The sequence below is a fragment of the Lactococcus sp. bn62 genome, assembly GCF_029492705.2.
GTDB classification, from domain to species: Bacteria; Bacillota; Bacilli; order Lactobacillales; family Streptococcaceae; genus Lactococcus; species Lactococcus petauri.
Genome location: NZ_CP120417.1, coordinates 1156626 through 1181911 on the forward strand (window position 1 = coordinate 1156626; position 25286 = coordinate 1181911).

20 protein-coding genes and 2 pseudogenes are annotated in these 25286 nt (G+C 35.9%); 3 read left to right on the forward strand and 19 right to left on the reverse strand.

What is annotated here, in order from left to right:
* Nucleotides 1–13 precede the first annotated feature (13 nt).
* From P3G65_RS06050 to asnA, 6 genes and pseudogenes are all read right to left on the reverse strand, one after another.
* Nucleotides 14–235: a hypothetical protein gene (locus P3G65_RS06050; RefSeq protein ID WP_019292266.1), complete on the reverse strand. Its 222-nt coding sequence runs from the start codon at nt 233–235 to the stop codon at nt 14–16.
* 65 nt (nt 236–300) lie between these two features.
* Nucleotides 301–1362, reverse strand: coding sequence for a tyrosine recombinase XerS (gene xerS / locus P3G65_RS06055; protein ID WP_019292267.1), 1062 nt, complete (start codon nt 1360–1362; stop codon nt 301–303).
* Between the two features lie 947 nt (nt 1363–2309).
* Nucleotides 2310–3140: an LPXTG cell wall anchor domain-containing protein gene (locus P3G65_RS06060; RefSeq protein ID WP_019292268.1), complete on the reverse strand. Its 831-nt coding sequence runs from the start codon at nt 3138–3140 to the stop codon at nt 2310–2312.
* Between the two features lie 87 nt (nt 3141–3227).
* The gene (locus P3G65_RS06065; RefSeq protein ID WP_019292269.1) at nt 3228–3377 is read right to left on the reverse strand and encodes a hypothetical protein; all 150 of its coding nucleotides are present in this window, start codon (nt 3375–3377) and stop codon (nt 3228–3230) included.
* A 73-nt stretch (nt 3378–3450) separates the two neighbouring features.
* A pseudogene (locus P3G65_RS06070) lies at nt 3451–5173 on the reverse strand (ATP-binding cassette domain-containing protein).
* A gap of 271 nt (nt 5174–5444) precedes the next feature.
* On the reverse strand, nt 5445–6449 hold the full coding sequence (gene asnA / locus P3G65_RS06075) for an aspartate--ammonia ligase (RefSeq protein ID WP_019292270.1): 1005 nt from the start codon (nt 6447–6449) through the stop codon (nt 5445–5447).
* A gap of 191 nt (nt 6450–6640) precedes the next feature.
* Here asnA and P3G65_RS06080 point away from each other — a divergent pair.
* Nucleotides 6641–7089, forward strand: a pseudogene (locus P3G65_RS06080) (GNAT family N-acetyltransferase).
* A 75-nt stretch (nt 7090–7164) separates the two neighbouring features.
* On the opposite strand, the gene P3G65_RS06085 reads toward P3G65_RS06080, so the two are convergent.
* Nucleotides 7165–9807 (reverse strand): HAD-IC family P-type ATPase, encoded by a 2643-nt coding sequence (locus P3G65_RS06085; protein ID WP_284071122.1) that lies wholly within the window; start codon nt 9805–9807, stop codon nt 7165–7167.
* A gap of 265 nt (nt 9808–10072) precedes the next feature.
* On the opposite strand from P3G65_RS06085, the gene P3G65_RS06090 reads away from it, so the two are divergent.
* Nucleotides 10073–10645 (forward strand): TetR/AcrR family transcriptional regulator, encoded by a 573-nt coding sequence (locus P3G65_RS06090; RefSeq protein ID WP_019292272.1) that lies wholly within the window; start codon nt 10073–10075, stop codon nt 10643–10645.
* Between the two features lie 81 nt (nt 10646–10726).
* Nucleotides 10727–11392, forward strand: a complete 666-nt coding sequence (locus P3G65_RS06095; RefSeq protein WP_019292273.1) for an NAD(P)H-dependent oxidoreductase — start codon at nt 10727–10729, stop codon at nt 11390–11392.
* A 56-nt stretch (nt 11393–11448) separates the two neighbouring features.
* Here the strand turns inward: P3G65_RS06095 and P3G65_RS06100 are convergent, their stop codons facing one another.
* The 12 genes from P3G65_RS06100 to P3G65_RS06155 all read right to left on the reverse strand — a co-directional run bounded on the left by P3G65_RS06100 (nt 11449) and on the right by P3G65_RS06155 (nt 25259).
* Nucleotides 11449–11583: an LPXTG cell wall anchor domain-containing protein gene (locus tag P3G65_RS06100; RefSeq protein WP_232621197.1), complete on the reverse strand. Its 135-nt coding sequence runs from the start codon at nt 11581–11583 to the stop codon at nt 11449–11451.
* Between the two features lie 92 nt (nt 11584–11675).
* Entirely contained in the window at nt 11676–12401 is a 726-nt protein-coding gene (locus P3G65_RS06105; RefSeq protein WP_019292275.1) for a Spy0128 family protein, read from the reverse strand.
* Nucleotides 12402–12408: 7 nt separating this feature from the next.
* Nucleotides 12409–14223 carry a hypothetical protein gene (locus tag P3G65_RS06110; RefSeq protein WP_019292276.1) on the reverse strand — a complete coding sequence of 605 codons (1815 nt, stop codon included), beginning with the start codon at nt 14221–14223 and terminating at the stop codon, nt 12409–12411.
* A 353-nt stretch (nt 14224–14576) separates the two neighbouring features.
* Nucleotides 14577–15866, reverse strand: a complete 1290-nt coding sequence (gene dltD / locus P3G65_RS06115) for a D-alanyl-lipoteichoic acid biosynthesis protein DltD (protein ID WP_019292277.1) — start codon at nt 15864–15866, stop codon at nt 14577–14579.
* Nucleotides 15853–16095 (reverse strand): D-alanine--poly(phosphoribitol) ligase subunit DltC, encoded by a 243-nt coding sequence (gene dltC / locus P3G65_RS06120; RefSeq protein ID WP_004257293.1) that lies wholly within the window; start codon nt 16093–16095, stop codon nt 15853–15855. The genes dltD and dltC overlap by 14 nt, the downstream gene beginning before the upstream one ends.
* Before the next feature lie 27 nt (nt 16096–16122).
* Nucleotides 16123–17337: a D-alanyl-lipoteichoic acid biosynthesis protein DltB gene (gene dltB, locus P3G65_RS06125; protein ID WP_019292278.1), complete on the reverse strand. Its 1215-nt coding sequence runs from the start codon at nt 17335–17337 to the stop codon at nt 16123–16125.
* Complete coding sequence (gene dltA, locus P3G65_RS06130; protein ID WP_284071123.1) at nt 17337–18839, reverse strand: D-alanine--poly(phosphoribitol) ligase subunit DltA; 1503 nt, start codon at nt 18837–18839, stop codon at nt 17337–17339. The genes dltB and dltA overlap by 1 nt, the downstream gene beginning before the upstream one ends.
* 12 nt (nt 18840–18851) lie before the next feature.
* The gene (locus P3G65_RS06135) at nt 18852–18986 is read right to left on the reverse strand and encodes a teichoic acid D-Ala incorporation-associated protein DltX (RefSeq protein ID WP_080569913.1); all 135 of its coding nucleotides are present in this window, start codon (nt 18984–18986) and stop codon (nt 18852–18854) included.
* Nucleotides 18987–19038: 52 nt separating this feature from the next.
* Nucleotides 19039–19980 (reverse strand): alpha/beta hydrolase, encoded by a 942-nt coding sequence (locus P3G65_RS06140; protein ID WP_019292280.1) that lies wholly within the window; start codon nt 19978–19980, stop codon nt 19039–19041.
* Nucleotides 19981–20141: 161 nt separating this feature from the next.
* Nucleotides 20142–21398, reverse strand: coding sequence for a glutamate-5-semialdehyde dehydrogenase (locus tag P3G65_RS06145; RefSeq protein WP_019292281.1), 1257 nt, complete (start codon nt 21396–21398; stop codon nt 20142–20144).
* Nucleotides 21395–22219: a glutamate 5-kinase gene (gene proB, locus P3G65_RS06150; protein ID WP_019292282.1), complete on the reverse strand. Its 825-nt coding sequence runs from the start codon at nt 22217–22219 to the stop codon at nt 21395–21397. The genes P3G65_RS06145 and proB overlap by 4 nt, the downstream gene beginning before the upstream one ends.
* Nucleotides 22220–22328: 109 nt before the next feature.
* Nucleotides 22329–25259 (reverse strand): LPXTG cell wall anchor domain-containing protein, encoded by a 2931-nt coding sequence (locus tag P3G65_RS06155; RefSeq protein ID WP_284071365.1) that lies wholly within the window; start codon nt 25257–25259, stop codon nt 22329–22331.
* Nucleotides 25260–25286: the final 27 nt, after the last annotated feature.

Below are 25286 nucleotides of genomic sequence, written 5' to 3' on the forward strand. Positions count from 1 at the left end.
ATTATGTAAAATGTTATATATTTATGCTTAAAATATCATCTAAGGCGATTCTCCGCACCAAGTTCTCTTCTTTAATATAAAGTAAATCATAGTCAATACCAAAAATTTTACCTTGAGAAGTAGTTTCTTGTGAATTTTGCAAAAAGCGTATGCTAACGGATTTTTGTCTGCTCCAAGCATATTTCAATTCATAAATAATTTCTTGTTGTGACATTTTTAGAGTAGTATTATTCATTCGATTCTTTCCACTTATAGTTTTTATCTTAAATTAATAGTCTACTTAAATTTTACCAGTCTTGCTTATAGTTCGTCAAGTGCATTTTTCTGTTCTTGACTAATAATATGGGTGTAGAGGTCTGTAACCTGTGTTGAAGAATGTCCGAGCTGATGACTTACCAGAACTTGAGAATTGGTTTGTGCGTAAAGGCGAGTCGCTAAGGTGTGACGAAGTTTATGTGGTGTTATTCTTACTTTAAAAGCTTGCGAGTACTTAGAGACTAACTTTTCAATGCTTGATCCATCAATCCGAGAAGCTTGCCCTCGGTAAATAGACAAGAAGAAGGCTTTATTACTTTTTTCTGGTTTATAACGCTGTTCACGAATCTCTAAGTAGTTGAGTAGATAAAGCTCAGCAAATTTTGCAATATTAACGGCATCCCGTTTGCCCCCTTTACGTGTAACTTCCACAACTAGAGTCTTCATATTCAGATCAGCTATATTGATATTAACAGCTTCAGACAAACGTACGCCAGAAGCCAACATCAGCGCAATAATCGCTAAATCACGTTCTTTATTTTTATTAAAAGAAGAGAGTGCTCGATTAGACAAACTTTTTTCGTATTCATTATCAATAAAATCCAGAAAACCTTGTGTTTCATCGCCTAAAAACAGTTTTCCTTTAATATTCTCAGCCCTGGAAGCCAAAGTTTCTCTATTTTTTTGAATCTGCACTTTTTTCATAACATTACGGTAAAAGTATGGCTCGCCATTTACGCCTTCAGCTTGCTCCGTAAGATATTTAAAAAGGCTGGAAAGTGCAGCTAAAGTACGTTTTACTGAGTTTTGTGTTAGTCCAGACTTATTATTTTGACGTGGTTTTTCACGTAAGTAGAGGATATAACCCTCAATGTCAGAACGTGCTAGATTTTCTAATGTATCTAAATCTATACCAGAAATATTTTTTGCTTTGCTGACATCACTATCAATAAGCCAATTAAAAAATCTCTCGTATTCTAAAAGATATTGATAGAGCGTAGTCAAGCTATAAGGAATACTAAGCTTTGATTGATAATATTCCAAAACGAAGTCGGGCATACGTTTTTTTATGCTGTCAATATTTGCAAGTAGAAGTTCACGTTTCATGGTTTTTTAAGTATACCATAAATTTATAAAACTTTCAAGAATATTATAGTTTTTCGGAAAGATGTCATAGGATATCCCAAGATCTCTCTAAACTATATACTCAGTAGGTTTAATAAATTCTTTCTATTTATTTATTTTTCGAGTATAATTATATCATAACTTCTATAAATAGGTTTGAACTTGACTGTTGAGCCTTTTAAAGTAATTTTTTATCTGGCTCAGTATAACAAAAGGTTTATAAGAATAACACTAAATTGAAAGAAAACATTCTTTAAACCAATTAAATCTCATAGAAAAAACTCCGTAATGTGGAGTTTTTATTTGATCCATTGACGTGTAAAGCTTGGATTGTCTTCATTTTATTTATTCTTCCTGGGGTTATTGCTGATAAACATATGATAATAGAATCTTGTATCAGACATCTTTCCGAAAAACTTGCGTTGTAATTCTTTTGTGCTAATTTTAACTCTAATTCTTATGTAAAGAATGCATTGGACGGATAAAGTTGGAAAAAAACAATGAAACATTACCGAATAAGATAAAAGCTATTCTAGAGAAAAAACAAATAATATTATTGCTACTGCTATATTGTTGGAGAGAAGGATAGGTGGGGAATGATGTGCTTCTTCTTTTACTTACATAACTTTGTGACTGATATTGATGCTAAATGAGTGGGTAAGATATTTTTGCAAAGGCGAAGAGTATGCAAGCACCAAAGGAAAGAAATATTTTAGATTAGATTCTGCTTAAGATAATAAAATTTGGAACGATACTATACATCGGAACATCAGAGAAAGTATATGTTAAAATTAGATGTTAAGTTATAAAAGAAAGTTATATAAATTCCCGTTATTAAGTAAAGATAATCTCCATAGAGATTACTAACCTCTATGGGGATTATAAATTATCTTTTATTATTTTTGAGAGAATTTCAGGTATGAGTAACCTTAACTATTACGTTGTAAATATAGTGCAAGTACTGCAGCGCCTACAATCGAACTCATACCCAAAACTACATATGTCATCGTATCATCCTCACCTGTTGCAGGTAGTGGTGTGCCCTTTGCTTGATACGTTCTAGTAGGTGAGCTTTTCATACCTGTGCCTAGTGTTGTCAATACAGCTTGGGTTTTGGGTGTCAGTGTAGCTACATGTGTATCATTTTTAGCTTTTTTGATTTCTTGCTCGGTGTCTGAAGGAATACTATAATGAGTTACTGAGTTATCCAGTTTTTTCGGTTCTATGATTCGGACAGTTGATGAACTGTTTTTGTTAATTTTTGGCTTCTCTGTCAAATTTTTTACCGCTATAGGTTCTGGTATATTTTGCTTAATAGGCTTCGGTGCTTTTTCTATATGTTGAGGTGCATCAAGGTGGGCCCCTACGTTTGGATTTGGGGGTGTCAACTGTTCTATATGTTGAGGTACGTTTACCACCTCTCCAGGTATGTTGTCTGTCGTATCAACAGTCAGAAGTTTAGTTGGTATCTTTTGCTCAGGGAGTACTTTATGCGGTACTATTGGTTTTGCCGTACTTTCTGGGATTTTCGGTGTTTTAATTGCTGGTATTTCAGGCTTGTCTGGGGCAATGAAGCCGTTCTCACTGCCATCATCAGCATACCAAGTGCCTCCATCATTATGCCATATCAGACCGTTTTTTCCAATCGCAGTATTTGAGTCTGTGAGGGTTACTTGATACCCATTGATTGAGTCTGCTGAGGCTTGTACACCTATTGAAACTGTTACAAGTATAAGCCCAGCAATGAGTGTCTTTTTCATTTTACTTTGTCTTCCTATTCTTCGTTTTTTTTTTTTTTTTGCAATTGGGTTAATTAATTACATATTATATTTTTCAATTGCCGATTTTTACATATTTTCCCATGCGCTTATATTTGCTTTAAGAAGTTTTATGTCTTGTTCAATTTTATATTTTTCTAAATATTTATCTCTAAGAATATTTCTAAGATCAGCATTTATATCTTTGCTTTGTTTCTCTAATTTTAAATTATTAAACATAACTTTGAGCTCCACTCATTTTATTCAAAAAATTTTTATATTATTAAGTAGTTCATAATATAATTTAGGGTTTTTAGTCTGCAGATAATGCTTCAATCGTGTTAAGCCGTGCTGCACGACTACTTGGTACAAGACTTGCAAGCAATGCTATCAAAACTGCAATTATCACCGCAAAGATTATATTTCCTGTACTGATTTCAACAATTCGTGCTCTATCCAATAAGTTAGATAAAGCTGAATTAATTATAAACTCACCTAAGTAAGCAATAACAATTGCAAGAGTTGCAGATAAAAGTCCTAGGATAAAGCTTTCTGCCGTAAATAGTCGAGAAATATCTTTTCTTCGACCACCTAATGCTCGAATAACACCTATCTCTTTTGTGCGCTCCGCGTTGAACTTGATACAGTTACACTATTTGAATCACTTGTAGATGCATCTTGTAAAACTCCGGATACTTTTAAATCAGCCGAAACAGATTGTGTGGCTCCTTCTTTTGATTTTGCTTCAAAATTTAAGTGAATTGTTTGTCCTACAAGGGCTTTATAGTCTGGAGAGAGAAGCTTAGCTTCCGTTCCATAGAGTGCAATTTCTCCCTCATCTGGCTTCCTCCCCACACTATATTTATCATTTGCATTGGATTCTGTCCAGCTCAAAAGTGAGAGAGGGCCCGTTTTACTCTTGTCTCTATATTGAAGAGAACCCTTGCTTGGAATAGAGTAGGTTGGTTCTACTTTTTTGACATTATCATTGTTTTTCAACTTATCAATATATCAATATAAGTAGAATCCATGTTTCCTTTAGAGGTTCCAATGTTTTGTTGTGCCTCATTTAGTGCATCATCATTGCTTAATTTATCATCTTTCGTTGTACGTTTAAATACTGTTACAACATTTGGATTGATACTTGACGTCATCATATGATTCATATAGTTTCTGACACCATTGCCTAATCCCAGGAAAAAGATGACGGAGAATAAACCAATGGCTGTCCCTATCGCAATAAGTAAATTTAATTTCCATGTGTGTGTGAAATGTTTAAATGCTGTTTTAAATATTTCGCTTCTGGAAAGGACTTTCGACTGTATATGACTTTTCTTTTCAATAGGATAAGAATCTTTCAGACGTTCATCGCCAATAATTTTCCCATCGGCCAAACGAATAATACGCGTACCAAAATCAGCAACTTCTTGTGAGTGAGTCACAACAATAACAGTCTTTCCTAATTTTGCAATTTTACTTAATAAAGCTAATACTTCTTTAGTATTTTGTGAATCGAGAGCGCCAGTTGGTTCATCTGCAAGGATGATTTCAGGATCCGATGCTAATGCACGAGCAATTGCTACCCGTTGCTTTTGACCTCCCGAAAGTTGAGAAGGGGTCTTCTTGCGGTGGTCATATAACCCAACTTGTTTTGTCAATTCAACAGCTCGAGCATGTCTTTCTTTTTCAGAAAGGGTCGTCATCTTGAGACTAATGAGGATATTGTCTAGAACATTTAAATAGCTAATCAGATTAAAAGATTGGAAGATGAATCCTATCGTATCCCGGCGATAGCTATCCATATCTTTTTCTTTTTTTCTTTTTTGAGGGATACCGTCAACAATAACATCTCCATCATAGTTTCTATCTAGCCCTCCAATTATATTCATCAAAGTGGATTTACCACCTCCGGACTCACCAAGTAAACTAATAAATTCACCCTTATCAAAATCTAGATTAATTCCTCTTAGAACAGGGAATTCCTCTTTACCAAGAAAATAAGATTTCTTTATGTTTCTTAATTCTAATATATGCATATTATTTTTCCTTTATATTTATATCTGTTATTTAGGTATATACCTTTGGCGGGGGAGCTTTATATGTAAATACTTCTCTATTGTGGAAAATATAATTAACTTACTCTCCTCGCGTATTTATTTTTGTATTATATATTATTAGAAAATGCTTGTCAATATCTTTTTGTTGTTTTTCGATATTTTTTTGGTGTTTTTCGCTTTATATTTGTTGTTTTTTTAAAAAATGAGTATTTTTGTTTACAAACTAAAAAAACACCACTTGGTGTTTTTTTTATAGTAAAAAGACCTTATCTTTACAAGCATTAAGTGTTTCTTCATCCCATAAAGAAACTTGTACTTCACCGATATGTACTTTGCTCAGTAATAACATACACATACGGCTTTGTCCAATACCTCCACCAATGGTTAATGGTAATTCATTATTGAGTATTTGCTGATGAAAAGGATATGCTAAACGATCGTTGGCATTGGCCTTTTCCAATTGTGTAAGTAAAGCTTTATCATCTACACGAATGCCCATACTCGATAATTCCATTGCGCATCCTAAAGGTTCATGCCAGAAAAGTAAGTCACCATTTAAAGACCAATCATCATAGTCTGGTGCCCGCTGATCATGTGGTTCACCGTGGCTTAAGATATCACCAATTTGTAAGATAAAGGTAGTCGGATGTTCTTTAACGTAAACATTTTCTCTTTCTTTTGCTGTTAATTTGGGATAAAGATCTATTAATTCTTGACTTGTAATAAAGGAAACATTTGTATTTATGACTGTTTCTACTTTTGGATATTTGGTATGTAAACGACTTGATGTTTCTGCGATAGCATTCACTAAATTTTGAACGGTTTCTTTTAGGTAATCAAGGCTTCGTTGTTCTCTTGAAATCACTCGCTCCCAGTCCCATTGGTCTACATAAATTGAATGAAGATTATCTAACTCTTCGTCACGTCTAATGGCATTCATATCTGCGTAAAGCCCGTTGCCAACATGAAAATCATATTGTTTTAAAGCGGCTCTTTTCCATTTAGCTAAGGAATGTACGATTTCTCCATTATAATTTAAAACTGGTACATCAAATTTTACAGGCCGTTCGTTTCCACTTAAGTTATCATTTAAACCCGAATGATCATCAACAAAAAGTGGGGCTGATACTCTTTTTAGTTTTAAACTTCCTGTTAGCGCTTCTTCAAAACAACGTTTAATAAATCCAATAGCTGTTTGAGTATCATAAACATCCAGTATTGATTTGTAGTCTTTTGGGATAAAGGTTTTTTCCATAATTTCAAGAACTCCTATTTTTTAATCTTATTGAATATTATACCATAATATAAAAATTAGTATAAATATATATAATATAATTGAACACAAAAAACATCTTCTAAAGAAAGACTCTAGTCATGCCATAAATTGAAATAAGGAACTTCATGTGTTAGGATTAGCTTAGTAAAGTATTAAGGAGCATAGTTAAATTGAAAGTTATAGATATTGATTTAAAAGATAGAACTGAAGATTTAGTAGAAAAGTTATTGGTGATTTGGGAAAGTTCTGTAAAAGAAACACACCTCTTCCTTTCAGATAATGAAATAAGTGATATTAAAAAGTATGTGCCTCAAGCACTAAAGGAAATCCCTCGTTTAATTCTCTTAAAAAACGATAAAGATACGCCAGTTGGTTTTATGGGTATTGTCGATCATCATCTAGAGATGCTTTTTATTGCCTCTGGTGAAAGAGGTAGAGGCTTTGGCAAGAAACTCCTCGAATATGGAATCACTAAATACTCCATTAATGATCTTGCTGTGAATGAACAAAATCCACGCGCAAGAGGGTTTTATGAATATATGGGCTTTGAAGTCTATAAGAGAACGGAGTTCGATGAGCAAGGAAATCCTATCCACTGTTATACATGAAGCGAGATTAGTCTAAAAAAAGCTAATGAATTGAGTTATTCACTAGCTTTTTTATTTTGATATTCATCGAAAGTGATAAATTTTTTCTATGCTAAATTTCTAAAGAGACGATGTGAAATAAATTTTTCTAGCTCTACTACGACGAAAACTGTTAATCCAGCTAAGGATGCATAAAGAAGATTATGAATCCCGATGTTTGTCGTACCTAAAGCGTTACTAATTGTTGGGATATAGACAATAGCAAGTTGTAGCACCAATAAAATAAACAATGATAACCACAACACACGATTTTTAAACATGTTTTGGTCGATAGAGAACTTGGATATACTTCGACAATTTATCATGTAAAACACTTGTCCGAAAACGAGGGTCATTAAAAGAGTAGTTTGGGCTACAGGTGTTGCTGCACCCATAGATATAACAATATTATTGACTAAAAAGCCCAAAGCAGCTAAGAGTATAGAAACATAGAACATTCTAAAGATAGCATAACGACTTAAAATATTTTCATTTGGATCGCGAGGAGGTTTGTCCATGACATCAGGGGCTTCTTTTTCGAAACCTAATGCAAAAGAAAGTGTAATTGTTGTGACCATATTTAACCACAGAATTTGGATTGACGTCAATGGTAATGGACGATCAATTAATATGGATACCACAACTAACAAACCTTGAGCAAATGCTGTTGGTAAAGAAAAGTAAATTGTGTTTTTTAAGTTATCATAGACACGTCTTCCTTCGCGTACTGCATCTGAAATGGTAGCAAAATTATCATCTGCCAAAACCATATCTGCAGCATCTTTTGTAACTTGTGTTCCTTTTTGCCCCATTGCGATACCAATGTCTGCTTTTTTAAGAGCTGGAGCATCATTCACACCATCTCCTGTCATACCAACAATTTTGCCATGCGCTTTTATAGCACTTACTAATCGCAATTTATGTTCTGGCGTAGTTCTCGCAAAAACATCATTTTTAAGTACAACTTCGGATAGCTCTTGGTCTGTCATCGTTTCGATGTCTTTACCAGTAATGGCTCTGTCCGTATTTTTTAGACCAATTTCTTTCGCTATTGCAACAGCTGTATCTTTATGATCTCCGGTAATCATCTTAACGGAAATACCAGCACGGTGGCTCTTTTTAATTGCTTCTATTGCAGATGGTTTTGGTGGGTCAATGATACCATACATTCCAACAAGAACCATATTCTCTTTCAAATCTTCATGTGTAATTGTTTTTTGATTCGAAGAAACTTCTTTCATAGCCGTAGCGAGTATACGCTGACCTTTTTTGGCTTGATTCGATATCATTTTATCCCATAGTTTGGGGTCAATTTTTTCTGTTGTGTTATCGCCAAATTGATAATCTACCATTCCAAGTAAAACATCTGGTGCTCCTTTTAAGTAAATAAAGCGTTGATTATCTACATCAACTAGAGTCGCCATATATTTGTATGAGGAATCAAACGGAATTTTATACAGCACCTTTTCATCTTGAGTAGTTTCCATGTGAGAAGCCCACTCTAGTAAGGCTGCTTCGGTCGGATTACCAATCACAGTCCTTTGCCCATTATGATAATCGATTTTTGTATCATTACAATAAATAGCAGTTTCAACCAGCTTCTTGAGTTGGTAATCTTCATTAAAGATATTAAGGTCATCTTTCCATTGTTCCGTTTGATTTTTTTCAAATATCTTTTTCTTAGTCAGGACTGTCAAAACTGACATTTCATTTTTAGTCAGGGTACCAGTTTTATCGGAACAGATAATTTCCATACTTCCCAATGTCTCAACTGCTGGCATCTTTTTAATGATGGCTTTCTTTGCAGACATGCGCGTGACACCCAGAGATAAAATAATTGAAAGGACTGCTGGCAATCCTTCAGGTACTGAGGACACTGCCAGTGAAATAATCCAGGAAGTTGCTTCTTCAAACGTGAAATCCCGGTGAAAGAAACTGAAAACAACTAATGAAACGTTGAGTATTAAAAGTATAAAAAATATTTGTTTATTCAAATATTTCATCTTTTTAATTAAAGGCGTTTCTGTCACACCAACCTCTTTCAGGTGGACACTAATTTTCCCTATCTCTGTGTTGTCACCTGTTTCAACAACAACCGCTTTACCACTTCCGCTGTTCACTAAAGAACCTGAATAGCCCATATTGACACGGTCTGCTAAGTCTACTTCCGTTGATATGGAATCAGCATTTTTCTGTACAGGGGTTGATTCCCCTGTTAGCATTGCTTCATCTACAACTAAATTATACGCTTCTAAAATTCTTACGTCAGCAGGAATAATATCTCCTGAGTTCAGTAAAACAATGTCACCTTTTACTAAAGAATCGGTCGAAACAACTTTTTTCTCACCGCTAATGACGATTGTCGCCTCTGTTCCCATTAAACTCGTCAGGCCGTCTAAGGAGTTGCTTGCTTTTGACTCTTGGATATAACCAATCAATGCATTTATAACCACAACGATTAAAATGATAAACATATCGATATAGTCTTGACTAACTCCTTTAAGTAGTGCAGCTACGAGCAATACATAAATCAATAAATCATTGAAGTGTTTGAAAAACTTTTTTAATTTTCCCTCAGTTTTTTCTCCAGATAATAAGTTAAAACCATTTTCTGATAATCTTTTTTTGCGCTCCTCTTCTGCTAATCCAACATCCTCTTCTACTTGGAGCTTCTTTAATATATCTACTTTTGATAATTGAAACCAGTTCATTATAATTCCCCCATAATTCTTTTAGTTTTTATTAAAATACTTATCTTTTTTAAGAGTACTTATTACTAGTTTATCATGCAAACTATTTAAAACATAATAAAATAATATTCTCTGTATTATTTTATTGAAAAATATACCATTTTGACTTTTATTTTTAGTCTTAAAATTTTTATCTTTTATGCAAAAATTCAACAAACTTGCATCAGATATATCTTTCTGTTATTATTAGAATGAACGTTCTACTATTTATAGAAAGGAGAATATTTTGCCTAGAGCCAAAGAGTTTGACTACGATGTGATTTTAGATAGAGCAACAGATATTTTCTTGGAAAAAGGTTATGAACATACTTCTGTTCAAGATTTAGTTGATCATCTAGGTATCCATCGAAGAAGTATTTATGATACTTACGGTGATAAACGCCAACTTTATCTCAAAATCTTAAATAAGTATGATCAAGATATGAGTCAAAATTATGTTTTGATTACTGCTAAAAGTATTAGTATTCGAGAAAAGTTTGAAGCAATTTTTAAGGACTCAGCATTTCCAAAAGAAGAATGTCGTAAAGGTTGTCTTTTTGTAAATTCGGCAATTGAGCTCGCCTTACGTGATGGTGATATTGCTGATCAAGTTCAACATTTTTTCGAAAAGACAAAAAGTTTTTTTGTGCTTTTGCTAAATCAAGCGAAGGAAAAAGGTGAATTAGCTGCTGATATTGATACACGTATTTTAGCAAGCTATTTAAACAATGCTTTAATTGGCATTCGGGTACTTGTACGCTCCGAGACGAGCCGGACAGAGCTTGAAAATATTATTAAAACAACACTATCAATTCTATAAAATATAAAAATATTCTGAGTGATTCGGAGTATTAATATTTTTAGTTTTATGAGAACAATCGTTCTCAAAAAGGAGACAAAAATGAATCAAGAACAATTAAGAAATATGATATTAAAGGCACACACTAATCGTTTTGCAACAAAAAAATTCGATAGAAGTAAAAAAATTGCTGCTCAAGATTGGGCAACAATCCTTGAGGCTGCGCGTCTATCTCCAAGTTCATTTGGCTATGAACCTTGGAAATTTCTCGTCATCGAGAACAAAGAAATACGGGAAGACCTGAAAAGCCGGGCTTGGGGAGCAGTAAATAGCCTAGATGGAGCAGATAAATTTATTATCGCTCTAGCTAAAAAAGGGGTTTCTTATGACAGTAGCCATGTCAAACATATTGTTGAAGATGTTTTAGAGCTCCCTTATTCTGAAAACTCACCCCAAAGCCAATTTTTCAAAAAATTTCAGGCAGAAGATTTTAAACTATCTGATGACAAGGCAAAATATGATTGGGCGGTAAAACAAACATATATCCCATTAGCAAATATGATGACTACTGCTTCTTTTCTAGGCATTGATAGTTGTCCTATCGAAGGTTTTAATATCGATGCTGTTGAAAATTATTTATCTGAAAAAGGACTAATTGATTTAGAAGAATTTGGTGTCGCATATATGGCAGGTTTTGGTTATCGAGCAACGGAAATTCCTAATAAAAAGCGTCAAAGTTTGAGTGAGATTGTAGAAACTGTAGAATAATCTTTATCATAATAAATATAAAAAAGACTAGTTAATACTAGTCTTTTTACACATTTCTATTTTCTATTCTTTCTAAATTTTCTTGCCCAGAAGATTGCCAATACCATTAAAATTAAACCAAGCCCAGTGACAATAGCAGCTGTCTTGTTAAACTCTCCTGCTTTTGGTAAGACTTTTTTCTGTGGTTCCACCTTTTCAACCAAGTTCTTGTTTCCATCATCTTTAGAAGATGATTTTTTTTCTTCAAGATAGATATTTTTAAACTGTGGTTTTTGTTTGTAACTTATAGATGCAACAAATTTTCCTTTTGGATTTGGTAACGAGTACTTTTTACTGTATCCGGCTTAACAGCAAGCTTTGGTGTGCCAATAGTATCATAACGTTTTTGATTATGAGGGTCTGTATAATAGAGCTTTGCGCCTGTATCTTCATCGTCAATTCCTCTTTGGTCTACTACTTCAACATGAATCTTATAGGATTTAGTATCGTAGGTAATTTGAGGATCTACTCCAGCCTTTTCACGAATCGTGTAATCGTAGCTTCCTGTTTTTGTATAAGCTAGCTTATCAAATCGAATCTGTCCTAAAGCATCATTTTTGGCCGTTTGAATAACTTGATTTGAAGCATTGACTAATTCAAACGTGAACTCCTGATCTGTCAGTTTCTTTCCGACAAGTTCTTTGGTTGCTTGCAAATGAATTTCTGTACCAAGTGGTTGATAACTGTTTTTAAACTGTATCGCTGCATCTCCTGTAGCTGTAGCAACAAGGATCCCTGCTTCTTCCTTGATGCTAACAGTAACTTTATAATTGGCAGCATCATAGTCAATGGTCTTATCCAAACCCCCCCTCTCTCTCACTGTATAATCATAATCTCCCGTACTTGTGTAAGTGATTGGTGAAAATTCTATTTTGCCTGAAGCATCATTGTGTACGGTTTGAATAACTTTTCCTGCACTGTCTAGCAACTCGAAAGTAAACTCTCCCGCTAAAAGAGAACGTCCGCTCAATAGTTTTTCAGCGTTCAGGATCCAAAATATCCTTGGCTTTATCGCTTGTATCTGCATTTGTTGGGTAGTAAGTATCCTGTGAAACCTGACGATATTCTTCTTTTAATACCAGCGGAATATTTACAGATGGGTAGCCATCAGGACTATAATCATAAAGATCGCCTAACTCCCAGACAATCGTCTGTTCTTCACCTTTGTCCTCATAGTTTCCTTCAATCGTGACACCTTGAGGCAGAGTGGCGTTTTCTGGGACATAATAATATTGACTCACTTTATCTCTAAGAACAGAATCACGCCCACCTGGGAAGAGCGTAGAATTAAGCAGCAAATCAGTCAAGTACGTTTTTCCTGCACCAACATTATCAGCTGGAACCTCAAAATAATTTTGTGGGTCGTTTGCCATTGTTTTTAAGATGGCACTGTTAGCCATATAATCTACTGTCAGCATTTCTGCGCCCATTCCAGCAACTTCATAGGTTGTTCCCTCAATGAGTTTCAGATAATTGGGGTCAATATCGTGACGTTGATATGTCCCTGTTGGTGCGCCTTCTACTTCTACAGGTTCATCACTTGTAATAGCTGCGGACATTGCTAGAATTCTACCATCTGTTTGCCCAAAAGATACAATGGGACCGCCACCTGACCAGCCAGCTCGCATTGTTGCAGTACTTTGTGGAACACCATCTGATAAGAAAACGTCCATCGCACCTTTTGTTGCCTTAGCTTCATCACTGCGTGATTGAAGCAAATTATATGCCATACTCAATCCGTATTGATAGTCTGTTTGGGGTGTTGTAAACAGACGAGGAAGCATATCATCAATGGCTGCTCTATTTTCAGCAATATTATCCTTCCAACCGACAGTAGAATTATAGTTGCCACCGATTGAGCCGTCTACTTCAATGGTTGTTCCCGTACTTGGGCCAAAGTAGCCATGTTCATTATTTTTTAAAACAAGATTATCTCTAAAATTTTTCATTCGTTGTGAATTATAATTTAAATGGGTAACCATTGATGAATCTCGAATTGAAAATGGTGCCAGAGCCACTCTATTTTCAGGATGTTCTTGGAGTAACTTATCGGTCACTTCCGAAATAGCTTCTTTTGATAGCATCCATCGATCATAGCAACCTTCATCTTCATCGCCATGTACCCAAACACCAGGCAGTGCTTTCCCAGCTACTTTAGCTGTAGCATCCCAATGACTGATACGTACAAATTTTTCACCTTCCTTCTTGAAATGGTAAGGAATATACTTGGCTGTACTTTGAGTAAATTGCTCAAAAAGATGAACCGGTGTAGTCCCAATCACTTCCCATTTATCAACATCCGCGTTATAAACTGTGAGGGTGTTATCACTATTCTCATAAACTTTTGATTTATCTGCGTTTGCTTCGGGTTCCTGTCCTTCATGAAGTGGTTCAAGGTAGAAATGTTCCTGGTTTAAGCAAGAGCTGGAGAATAAAGGATATCCTTCATAACCTGTCGCATTAGCATTATCGGTATAAGTCATGTCCATACTACCTGAGCGGTCTAAAACAAAAACGACATCCATCGGCCCAGAGAGACTTGAACCGTTCACTTTTAAAAGTAAGTTAGCTTCATAAGCTTCTTGATCTGTCCACCATGCCTCTTTTTCTAAAATTTGAGCTGTGTTGTTATTCTTATCTCGTATGGGTGCCACTTTTTGATCTGTTTTCTTATCAACTCTATCCGCACTCACTCGACTCAAGGTATTTTTTAATCGCATCCCGGAGATAATTAATACCGAAAGTACTATCGCCAACACAAGCCCTTTCAATACTTGTCTTAAAGTTTTCATGTTTCTACTCCTTTTTATTTTGAATTAATGAACTTTTTTAGAAAAAATCAAAAATAGATGTCACTTTGTTTGCAACATTTCGTTTCCCTCCTTTTTCTTTAGTTTAAAAAAGATTAAACATTAAAGTAAAATGATAATTACTTTAAATTTTTTCTCTTTCTCCTAATTTAATAATACAAAGATAGAGGGATAAGTCCAAATGTTTTTAATATTAGATTGAGTAGACGATTTTTAACTCCATAAAATAAAATAGAGTAAATTAAGCATTTTCTGTCATAAATAATGAGAACATGTCCAAGAAATCGGACAAACAAAAAACGACAATTGAATATTGTCGTTTTTTAATTTATTTTTTATCTATTAAGAGAAACTTCCTTATCTCCATTGGCCCATTCTGTGCTAAAAAATTGAGCATTGTCGATCTTATATTCTGTTTTAGTCGGATGTTTCATAAATTCTTCGATTTTTTTATCTAAAGCCACCCAACCACGATTATTCAAGTGGATAGTGTCTCCAATATAGTACTTTTCGTTGAATTTATTTGTCATGTCATAAATGTGATGGAAACCTTGGCTGTTAAGTTGATATTTAATTTTTGCGCTAAACTCCTGTAACATGTCATAAGAGAGCCCTGTATACTGGTACCATGCTCCATTTACAGGTGGAATAACGAACTGCACATCATTATTATTTTTTGCAAATTGATTTAAAAGCTGTTGAAAATCAAGATATTCCGGACTTCTCAGGTAACTCACTTCCTTCATCACACCTTTACGTTCTTTAAAGACCTTTTGAAGATTTCTTGACCACACATGGTCAACAATTTGAAATTCATTATTTGCTGAATTTGCAGCTCCTCGTTCGTATGCTGCTTGATCCAGTTTTTCAAAATCTTTTGTGTTTGGTAATTGTTTACTGATTCGCTCTATCTTTTCGTATGAATTTTCTTGCCTACCGCTGAGCTTTGATAAGCCCGTAAAAAGAGAATCTTGTTTCGTCCAGAACTGATTTGCAAGTTTAATTGAAATCTGATTTATACTGTCGATTTTTTTACCATTTGCTAGAGCTTTTAGTGCATGAGTAACAACAATATTCTCAGGAAAATCTTTGAAATTCAAGAGGCGTTGAGCGAGTTTTTGTGTCGCGACATCTTTTGGTGAGGCAGATTGTAACCACGCATATATTTCACCTTTAGAAACAAATTGACTTAACTCAGGTGTACCAATACCTTTACGTGTAAACCATTGTGGACTGATGATAAAAACAATCTTACGGTTATGCAATTGCTTTTCAACAGAATTCAGATAGAAAAAGTGTGTTAAGGATTGGGTTCCGGGTTGACCTGCTAGAAAAGGCGTAAAACTTTTATTATTTTTCATAAAGAAACTACTTGGATGAAAAGGATCAATATGTTCCAGCTCAGAAGAACCTAAAATTGGCAGATAATGCGGATTAGAGAATGCTTGTGATTTAATCGCATAGCTTACAAAGCCTGTCCGATTCTTAGGATCAGTCGCAAACTCATCAAGTTCATGCTTATTAAACTTAGGGAAAACAGTGAGAGGAGAAAAGATGAGTATCGCTAGCAAAGTAAGGGCCGCAACCAAAGGTGCGAGTTCTTGAAGTACCTTATCTTTCTTCATCCATCTTTTCCTTGATACGATCGGCAATTTTATTTGCTGTATTCCAGTCGTCACGATCCATTTCAGAAGGTGGTAAACTTAAACTAAAGGCATTTTCAAGCTCGACAATAAGCATAATGGCTCTCATAGAGTCAAGAATGCCTTCTTCAAAAAGATCCATATCTAAATCTTCACGAAACTCATCTGTGCCAGCAACTTCTTCAATGATATTTAATACTTCATTTTTCATATTTATTCTTCTTTCTTCTATTATTGTCTAAAAATTAGGTAAAGGACTACCAAGTCCATTGATTGCATGCATTATAGCATAATTAGGGATTCCTGAAAAGATAAGGAAACTGACCATAACGGCATTAAAAGTGATAAATATTGCAGCTCCACGTGTCCACATATTATCAGGAATATTCCATTTGTGCTTCTTCTTCATTCGCTTCCAGGCATCATAAATGATCATCAGGCAGGCATGATAAACACCATATAAGATATAGTACCACGTTAAACCATGCCAGCATCCCATAATGAACATGTTTACTAAGTAACCCACGTTTGAGATGGTTACCATATTTTTGGACCATTTTTTAACCATAATCCACTTTACTAAACGCATAAAGACAAAGTCTCTGAACCAGAATGATAAAGAGATATGCCAGCGTTGCCAAAAGTCGTTAATATTTTTTGCGAGAAAGGGTTTATTGAAGTTAATAGGAATTTTATATCCCATAATCAAAGAAACGCCCATCGCAAAAAGAGAATAACCTGCAAAGTTGAAAAAGAGATAAAAACCGTAAGCGTACATGCTCCCCATCATATTCCACAAATTGGGATGCAATGTTGCTTTTATCGCTAAATCATGCAGAAAATAATGTGAGATCAGATAAGAAATGATGAAATTATATAGGAAACCTTGGAAAATATAGAAAATTCCTTTTCCTAAATACTCTGAATACTTATCTGTCAGTGGCGCTTCGAGCTCTTTTTGGAAACGTCGGAAACGATCAATTGGCCCTGACGAAATGGTGGGAAAGAAATATAGAAAATAGAGATATTCCTTTAAGGGAACTTCTTTAATCAGGCCATCGCGTAACTCAAGAATTACACTTACAGTTTTAAAGGTCACATAAGATATTCCTAAAAAACCAAGGATAGATTGTGGGTGCATCGGGTCCAATAAGGGTGTCACCTTAACGATTATTAAAGGTAGTAACGATGCAATCACTGCTAAAACGAACACGCAAGTTTTGTTTTGGAGTTTTCGATAGTGCTCGTAAAGCTTGATTAAAGTTGTTTCAAAAATCCCAAAACCCAGAAGGGACCAAAGACTGACTTTACCGCCGAAACTGATCCAGAGAAAAGCAATGGTCAAGATGACTTGATAGCCCATCCATTTTTTTCCGTAGGCGTGTGCCATGACAAGTGGAAGCAGTGCTAACCCTAAAATCACGAAATAAAAAGGTGTTGCATATGGTTCCACTAGTTCTTACCTCCAAGGACTTGTTTGGTTAAGGCCTTTCGGTCAATTTTTCCATTGGGAGTAAGCGGGAAATCATCAAGATAAATGAATTTAGTTGGCATCATATAATCCATAATTGTATTTGAAAGTTGTGCATTAATTTTTTTATTAAATGCGCGTTCTTCAGCCTTAGTTTCAAAACTTAAAGAAGAATGGATGACCGCTATTAATCCTGTTACTTTATGTGCAGCATTTTCTTGAGGCACCACTAATGCTTTTTCAATCTCAGCAATTTCATATAAATGAGCTTCAATATCCTGCAACTCAATCCTAAAACCATTGAATTTTATTTGAAAGTCGATACGACCATTATAGTTAAGGACCGAATTTTCATCAAAATAGCCTGAATCTCCTGTATGATACGCCTTCTTGCCTTCATAATCAAAGAAGACTTCTGCTGTCTTCTCCGAATTTTCAAAATATCCCTGTGCTACAGAATCCCCAATAATAATAATTTCATCATCAATGATTTGAATTTCAACTCCTGGCTTTGCAGTGCCAATAGGCAAGCGCTTATAGTCCTGAAGGATTGTTTTATCAACTTGAATACTTGTAATAGCACCTGTAGCTTCGGTTGGTCCATAAGTGTTCCAAACTTTTGCATGTGGGAACTTGTCGAGCAGCTTCGATGCTGTTTTGTGCGTTAATTCCTCGCCACAAAAAATGAATTGCTGTAAATCTGGATGATTTTCTTCGACAAATGATGGATCAAGCAGGCATATTTCGATAAAGGATGGAGTAGAAACCCAGGTATTGATTGTACTTGAATTAAGTCGTTCAAAAAGTTTTTTGAAATTCGTTGTCTCCTCTTGACTAAGTGAAATCAAGGTCCCACCTGTTGTCAAGCTAGGATATAAACTGAAAATTGATAGATCAAAGCTATATAGTGCTTGAGACAGAAAGTGATTATTTTCGATTATAGAAAAATCCTTATTCATCCATTTAGTGAAGCTAAGTAAGTTATTATGTGTTACTGCGACACCTTTTGGAAGTCCCGTTGTGCCCGAAGTATAGATAATGTAGTTAATATCCTCTCCGCTCACAGCTTGACGACTGTCAATCTGTGAAAAATCGAAATCGATATTTTCTTGGTATTCAGTATAAGATATTCTTGATGTAAAAAGTTGGGAAAACTTCTCTTCAAGTTCCACTGTATGTATGACTAAAGAGGGGTTTGCGGCTTGTTTAATCAGCTGCGTTCTCTCAAAAGGTGTATGGGCATCTACAGGAATATAGGCCCTCCCTGTAAGTGAAACACCGAGTAGTGTAGCTAATGATAAAAATCCGTTTTTACCAAATACAATAATTGGACGTTGGGAGATGGGCATTGCAGATATTTTTTGAGCTACCTGTGATGCTGCATCAAGCAATTGACAATAAGTATAATCTTGGTCGTGTTCGACTATCGCTAAACGCTCCGGATATTTTGTTGCTCCGGATAAAATTTCGTGAAAAATGTTCATGACATCTCCTTTCTAAAATTCGTTGTAGATAAAGTGTGCGCCTCCTGTTTTACTATAAGAATAAAGATAAAGTAGAATTAAAATAACTACGAAGTAAAACAGTGTCTTTCTCAAAAAGATGAATAATTTTTTATATTTTCTATTCATAATATATGATTGTACTATAATTAAATTGTCTGTAAACTTACATTTTGGTAAGTTAAGTTGAATGGTAGAAAACCTTCTCGATATAGTCTTGTGCTGCAGGCATTTTACAAATCGAACCGTGAGAATAGCGTTCTCCTGGGCTATTTGTATAGGTGAATTTTTCCGTTATATTGTCATTTTTTTCAAAGAGGTTATAAACAGAAAAGAGATCCGACCACGGGAGAACGCCATCAAAGTCAGAGCCGACAGGCGTATCTAAAGCCATGAGATAGACATGGATGCCCTTATCCATTTTTGAATAATTTTTCTCAAAATAGTTATAATCAGCGCTTTTGTTTTCGGGACCATTTTGATACAAGCTTTCCATGGTCTCGTTGGCTCTTAATTTTTCTTTGCGATTAAATTCACCATCTAAGGCAACAAACTTTTTAGCGGGAGGTAAATTTTTATCTTGCGAGTAATTGATCAAAAACCGCATAGCTCCACCTGCTCCCGAAGAATAGCCTAAAATATTATACCAAGGGACATTATAGTGTGCCGCTAGATATTCTATTGTAGCTTTTATCGCATACTGATAGATTTCGTGATTATTTGTTCCATGATCTGTCCCAACAGCAATAGCTGGATATTTATTACTAGCATCAATTTTTCCAGTAATTCTTAATTTATATTTGTTTCCTGTTTCTGCAATTACAGTGAGGCCTGGTTTTGCGGCATTATTTTTATTGGTTACTGCTTGAACTAAATGACTGATGTTGTTTTTAGGACTGCCACTTGAGCCAGTAACATACAGTGTTGGGTAAATGGTAAGCTCTGACTTTAGTTGCTCTTCTGTTTTTTTAATCACGCGCGTACTTGGCTCGCCAGGGCTTGCCTTGGTCTGTTGATAATATAAAGCAACACATAAAACTCCAATTACCGCAGCAATAAAAACAAAAAATGTCACACCTAACATATCGATTCCTTTCTTTCTCTTCTGCGCTCTTTTTTTCATATGTACTCCTTATATTTAAGCAAGCTTCAATCTCTCGAGCTAAGAAATATCAAATTCTTATACTCATTTTTCTTTCTATTTTATCTTTTTTTGCTTAACTGATTCCTTACTTTTTTGTAATAAAAGAACGGTCCTAGAAGACCGTTCTTTAGTTAAAAATATTAGCGGATTTGACCATTTCCGTCAATTAGATATTTACTTGAAGTCAAAGCTTCTAGTCCCATTGGCCCGCGTGCATGGAGTTTTTGAGTGGATATCCCAATTTCAGCACCAAGTCCGAAGACAAATCCATCTGTAAATCGTGTCGATGCGTTTACATAGACTGCCGCTGCATCAATCTCCTCTTGAAATTTTTGAGCGTTAAAGTAATCTTTAGTTACGATACTTTCTGAATGACGACTCGAATATTGATTAATATGTTCAATTGCTTCATCTAAATTGTCAACCGTTTTAACTGACATAATATAGTCTAAGTACTCTGTACCAAAATCTTCTTCTTGAACGGTAATTGCTAAGCTTCCAGCACAAGCTTGGAGAATTTTCAAGGCACGTTCATCTGCTCTAAACTCAACCTCATGTGCTTTTTTCAAAGCTTTCTGCAATTTAGGTAAAAATTCAGCAGCGATTTGTGCATGTACCACGAGACTTTCAGCGGCATTACAAACACTTGGTCGCTGTGTTTTAGCATTGACGACTATTTTTGTAGCCATGTCTAAATCAGCAGTTTCATCAACATAAATGGTACAGTTTCCAACTCCCGTTTCAATAACAGGAACTGTTGCTTTTTCTTTTACACGGTTAATCAATCGAGCAGAACCTCGAGGAATAAGTACGTCTAAAAATTGATCAGCCTGCATCATCTTTTCTGCTTCTGCATGACTGGTATCCGTGAGAAGCTCTACGATACTGGAGTTAATTCCTTGCTTACGTAAGCTTTCTTTAATAATTTCAACTAAGACTGTATTAGAATGTATGGCGTCTGAACCACCGCGTAAGAGAACACTATTCCCTGTTTTAAAACAAAGTGAAAAGGCGTCAATTGTCACATTTGGGCGGCTCTCAAAAATCATCCCAACCGTACCGAGTGGCACACGTTTTTGGACAATTTTTAGCCCATCAAGATTTGTGAAGCCTTGTAAAACTTGGCCGATAGGATCAGGTAAGTCTGCCACTTGACGTAACCCAAGTGCCATATCCGAGATTCTTTCTGGCGTCAATCGTAAACGATCTACCATAATATCCGAAATGCCATGTTCTTTTGCTTTAAGTAAGTCCCTCTCATTCTCAAAAATAATCCGGCTTGTGTTTTGAATGAGAGTATCTGCTAGGAAAAGCAGAAAGTTGTTTTTTGTTGCAGCAGATAGTTTTGCTGCTTCTTTGCTCGCCGCTTTGACTTTTACTCCTAAATCTTCAATCATCTTGCATCTTCTTTCTCAATTTTTTGGTGAAAATAAGTCCCGATTTCCTGTCCAGCAATAATATCCTTTATTTCACGGATGCGTTCACCATTGGTCAGAACCATCTCCTGCTTGTTCTCAAATAAAATTTCTGCAGCGGCAAGCTTAGAGGTCATCCCGCCTGTACCAAAACGACTCCCGGCTCCGCCCGCCATTTGTCGTAATTCATCCGTAATGTCATGGATTTCTTTAAATATTTTAGCATCATCATAAATATTGGGGTTTTTATTATAAAGTCCATCAATATCAGAAAGCATAATGAGTAAATCAGCATCCACAAGCTTTGAAACAATCGCTCCCAGCTTGTCATTGTCGCCAAATTTTGTTTGGTGATCCATTTCATCGACAGCTATAGCATCATTTTCATTGATAATAGGGATGATTCCCAGAGAGAGCAGCGCCTTCAAGGCATTTTCAGCATTATTTGAGCTCAGTGGAAAATCGGTAACATCCCGTGTTAATAAAAGCTGTGACACTTTTTGAGAATAACGACGAAACATTTGCGTGTAAAGACTCATCAACTCTACTTGACCAATACTTGCTAAGGCTTGTTGCTGTGCAATATCTTTTGGACGTTCATTCATCCCAAGGACGTTTAACCCTGCTCCGATAGCTCCTGAAGTTACTAAGATAACTTCATACCCCTTATTATTTATATCGGACAACACAAAAGCCAGTTCATCTATATTTGATAAATTTATCTTCCCATTCGGTAAAATCAACGAGCTTGTACCAATTTTTACTACGATTCGTTGTGCTTTTAGTATATTTTTTCTTGTCATAATGCTTAATTATACCAATATCTGAGCATAAATACACTTATATACCTCAATTATTGCAAAAAATTAGAAAAAACCACACGATCGAGATCCTGTGGTTAAAAGAAATACTTTAATCTTTCCTTTTAAAGATGTAAAAAGCTAAAGCAAGAAAGGCAAGTGTAGCTGATGCTAAGATTATCCCAAACTGTCCTGAGCCTCCTGTATAAGGTAAGACAAAATTTTTAGCTAAAAGGACATTAATCGTTATGTCACTAGTGCCAGAGAAATGGGCAGTCTGTAGCTCCGCAATTGTAGGATAAATCTTGGCATCTCCAGGATACTGATAACCTTCAATAAAGTATCCATTTGGCGCTGTCGCTTTTGGATCTGTAAGTGGCGTGCCTGTTAACACACCTGTTTGGACAATGTCAGCTGGGGCAGCCGGTGGATTAGATATACTTGGATCGTATGTGTAGTGCCAACTTATCTTATTTGCAATGGGTGTATAAGTAATCACGAAATTATTTGCTGCTGCTCCTTCTTTAAAAGTATTGGCTTGAGTCGCAGTTGTTAATGGCGTAGTTGTTTTAATTACTGTAGAGCTCGCAACAGCATTGGAATCCGATGTGTATGTTATTCCATTTGGTGCACGTACAGCCACAGAATAGCCACTAAGAGCCTTATCATTTGGAGGAGCTACAAAGGTCTGGTAATTGTTTCCCGGAGAATTTATGCCCGATGTGTCTCGCGGAATGGTGTCACCGAAGCCACCATTAGAAGTTGTTTGACTTGGAAGATTCCCATAAATCTGTCCGGCATTTCCATTATAACCTGGCGTAATATTGGCCCAACCATAAGTATAGTTTGCAATTTCCGCATTTGCTGTAAGCATAGCCATTACGTTATTATCAAATGCCCTTTGATTATTAATTATTGGTGCTGCACTTAAAGATGAGATTCCAAAATACATTCCCCCATTTTGCTGAGTTATCGCTGCTGTGAGCGCCAAACTAATCGATACATAATAAGGTGTAGGTGTATTAGCTGCTCCCGTTTCCGGATTTGTCTGATCAATCCAAGATGCCCCCTTGTTATTCATCACAGCAGAATAATGATATCCTGTCGGGGCAGCTCCTAATCCACTTATTGCGAGTGGTGCGCCAGTCAAGCCTTTTTGGCTATAAGCATTGGGTGGGAAAGGTGGTACATTTCCAAAATTTGTAAACGCATAGCCATAATTAATATAAAATGTTTGCTCCTCTGCACTCAAAATGACTTGAAAATCATTTGTGGAAGGCATGTAAACATCAGGTGTCGTTGTGTTTGAAGTCGTACCAAATACATTATTAACCGCTGCTAAAGCTGCAGCCAGTGTGCTGTAGATTGTGCCGTTGGGTGCCTTATAACCCGAGATATAATAGCCTTTGGGTGCTGCAGATAATGTTGGCGCTGTTAGAGCTCCTCCAACGGTTCCTTGCTCTGATACACGTGCCGGAAGTTGCCCAAGTAAAGTACCAGCTATCCCGTTTTGTCCAGGAACATTCGCCGCCCATGCATAACTAAAATTGGCTTGTGCAGGAGATACAAGGTTAAATTCAAGCTGGGCGGAATTTTGATAGCTGGTAATTTCTGCTGCTGTAGGAATTTTTTGACCAGTAAGCTTGTTTAAGTCTGCTAAATTACTATGAAAAGTTCCAGTTACTCCAAATGCACCACTTGTAGGACTTGCCAGCAGACTAGCAGCTCCGGTACTATTGTAACCGTTAATGGCGTAAGCTGAAGGTGAACTTGCATTTAGCACAAATGGCATTGCACTTGCGTCCGTTCCTAGGATGCTACTTCCAGATGTTTTACTTGTATTAAGCCGAACATGTTTCGCAGAATTTAGCGTAAAACTGTCAGTAGCAGCCAATGTTCCTAAGAAAGCATTTGAAGTATTCCCTGTACTATAGTCAAAACTCGCCCCCTGTCCAATCGTTGTTTTAAAAGCGCCACCAGTAGCATTATAATCAAAGAATCCGGGTGCAGTTATCGTTGTACTAGAATTAACACCATAATTCATCGTAATCGATGACATACCGGTATTGCTATAAAAATTATTACTACTTGCGCCAGCCATGTTGAGCTTTAGAGTGCCATTATTATTTATCGTAAAAGTGGGTGTATTATCAAGATAAATAAAACCACGTCCAGTTGAACTTCCTGTAAAATCTAAAGTCGCTCCTGCCGCAACATTTATTGAAGCAGCGGATTGAGCCCACAATGGGGCATTTCCACCGGAGCTGTGTTTAATTGTTGTAGTTCCATCAAGGACATTAATCTCTGTACCTTCCATGAATTCCTGCCCCGAATTATAGTTAAAGTAATTGGTTCCAGAGAAATTAACAGAACTTCCAATATTATAAAAAGGTTGTCCACCAGCTCCCCAAGTTGTTATAGTCCCTAAATCTTGGACAACATTTTTATAAGTTATACTAACTCCCGAGATATTTGTTGCACTAAAGAGACCATAATAGTAGTTGTATACTCCTGTTACCGTACCTACTCCTAAGGGACTTGGCACAGTAGTGCTATTAGTCGTCCCTGTTGATACGATACGTTCATTTTGAAAAGTTATGGTGTTCCCTACAGAAGGTGTAATAACGGCAGCTCCTGTATTGTATAGAGCATGGCCGCCCATATCAAAAACTAAAGTTAAGTTTAAAGGCAATACTGCAGTAACGCCTAAGGTCAAATCGTTTGCTGCTTTTATATAAAGTGTAGAACCGGGAAGTGCTGTGGTAGCTAACGTATTGATATCATTACCAGCTGTGATAAGATTCCAAGTTATACCAGTACCATCCGTTTGTTGAGAAATGGAAGCCTCAGCAGAAAGAGTCCCCAAAGAAGGCATCCAATTCACAACAGGTGACAATGGACTAAGTATAAAGAAGGTGAGAGCATATAAAACCAGTTTAAAATATTGGTGTAATGCTTTGCTTTTCCTTCTTTTATCCTTTCTTCTTATTTTCTTATAATATTTGTAGCCCAAACTTAAGTCACCACAATCACTTTTGCTCATTTTCTTCAAATAAATTCACCTCCTTCC

What these genes read in the sequence shown, in the direction of transcription:
- dltC (WP_004257293.1), bottom strand. Translation starts at nt 16,095, where the DNA reads ATGAAAAATGAAGTATTAAATATCATTGAAGAAGTTGCTGGCACAGAT.
- P3G65_RS06145 (WP_019292281.1), bottom strand. Translation starts at nt 21,398, where the DNA reads ATGATTGAAGATTTAGGAGTAAAAGTCAAAGCGGCGAGCAAAGAAGCA.
- P3G65_RS06095 (WP_019292273.1), top strand. Translation starts at nt 10,727, where the DNA reads ATGAATCAAGAACAATTAAGAAATATGATATTAAAGGCACACACTAAT.
- P3G65_RS06060 (WP_019292268.1), bottom strand. Translation starts at nt 3,140, where the DNA reads ATGAAAAAGACACTCATTGCTGGGCTTATACTTGTAACAGTTTCAATA.
- P3G65_RS06155 (WP_284071365.1), bottom strand. Translation starts at nt 25,259, where the DNA reads ATGAGCAAAAGTGATTGTGGTGACTTAAGTTTGGGCTACAAATATTAT.
- P3G65_RS06140 (WP_019292280.1), bottom strand. Translation starts at nt 19,980, where the DNA reads ATGAAAAAAAGAGCGCAGAAGAGAAAGAAAGGAATCGATATGTTAGGT.
- asnA (WP_019292270.1), bottom strand. Translation starts at nt 6,449, where the DNA reads ATGGAAAAAACCTTTATCCCAAAAGACTACAAATCAATACTGGATGTT.
- P3G65_RS06085 (WP_284071122.1), bottom strand. Translation starts at nt 9,807, where the DNA reads ATGAACTGGTTTCAATTATCAAAAGTAGATATATTAAAGAAGCTCCAA.
- dltA (WP_284071123.1), bottom strand. Translation starts at nt 18,839, where the DNA reads ATGAACATTTTTCACGAAATTTTATCCGGAGCAACAAAATATCCGGAG.
- xerS (WP_019292267.1), bottom strand. Translation starts at nt 1,362, where the DNA reads ATGAAACGTGAACTTCTACTTGCAAATATTGACAGCATAAAAAAACGT.
- P3G65_RS06050 (WP_019292266.1), bottom strand. Translation starts at nt 235, where the DNA reads ATGAATAATACTACTCTAAAAATGTCACAACAAGAAATTATTTATGAA.
- dltD (WP_019292277.1), bottom strand. Translation starts at nt 15,866, where the DNA reads ATGAAGAAAGATAAGGTACTTCAAGAACTCGCACCTTTGGTTGCGGCC.
- proB (WP_019292282.1), bottom strand. Translation starts at nt 22,219, where the DNA reads ATGACAAGAAAAAATATACTAAAAGCACAACGAATCGTAGTAAAAATT.
- P3G65_RS06110 (WP_019292276.1), bottom strand. Translation starts at nt 14,223, where the DNA reads ATGAAAACTTTAAGACAAGTATTGAAAGGGCTTGTGTTGGCGATAGTA.
- P3G65_RS06135 (WP_080569913.1), bottom strand. Translation starts at nt 18,986, where the DNA reads ATGAATAGAAAATATAAAAAATTATTCATCTTTTTGAGAAAGACACTG.
- P3G65_RS06065 (WP_019292269.1), bottom strand. Translation starts at nt 3,377, where the DNA reads ATGTTTAATAATTTAAAATTAGAGAAACAAAGCAAAGATATAAATGCT.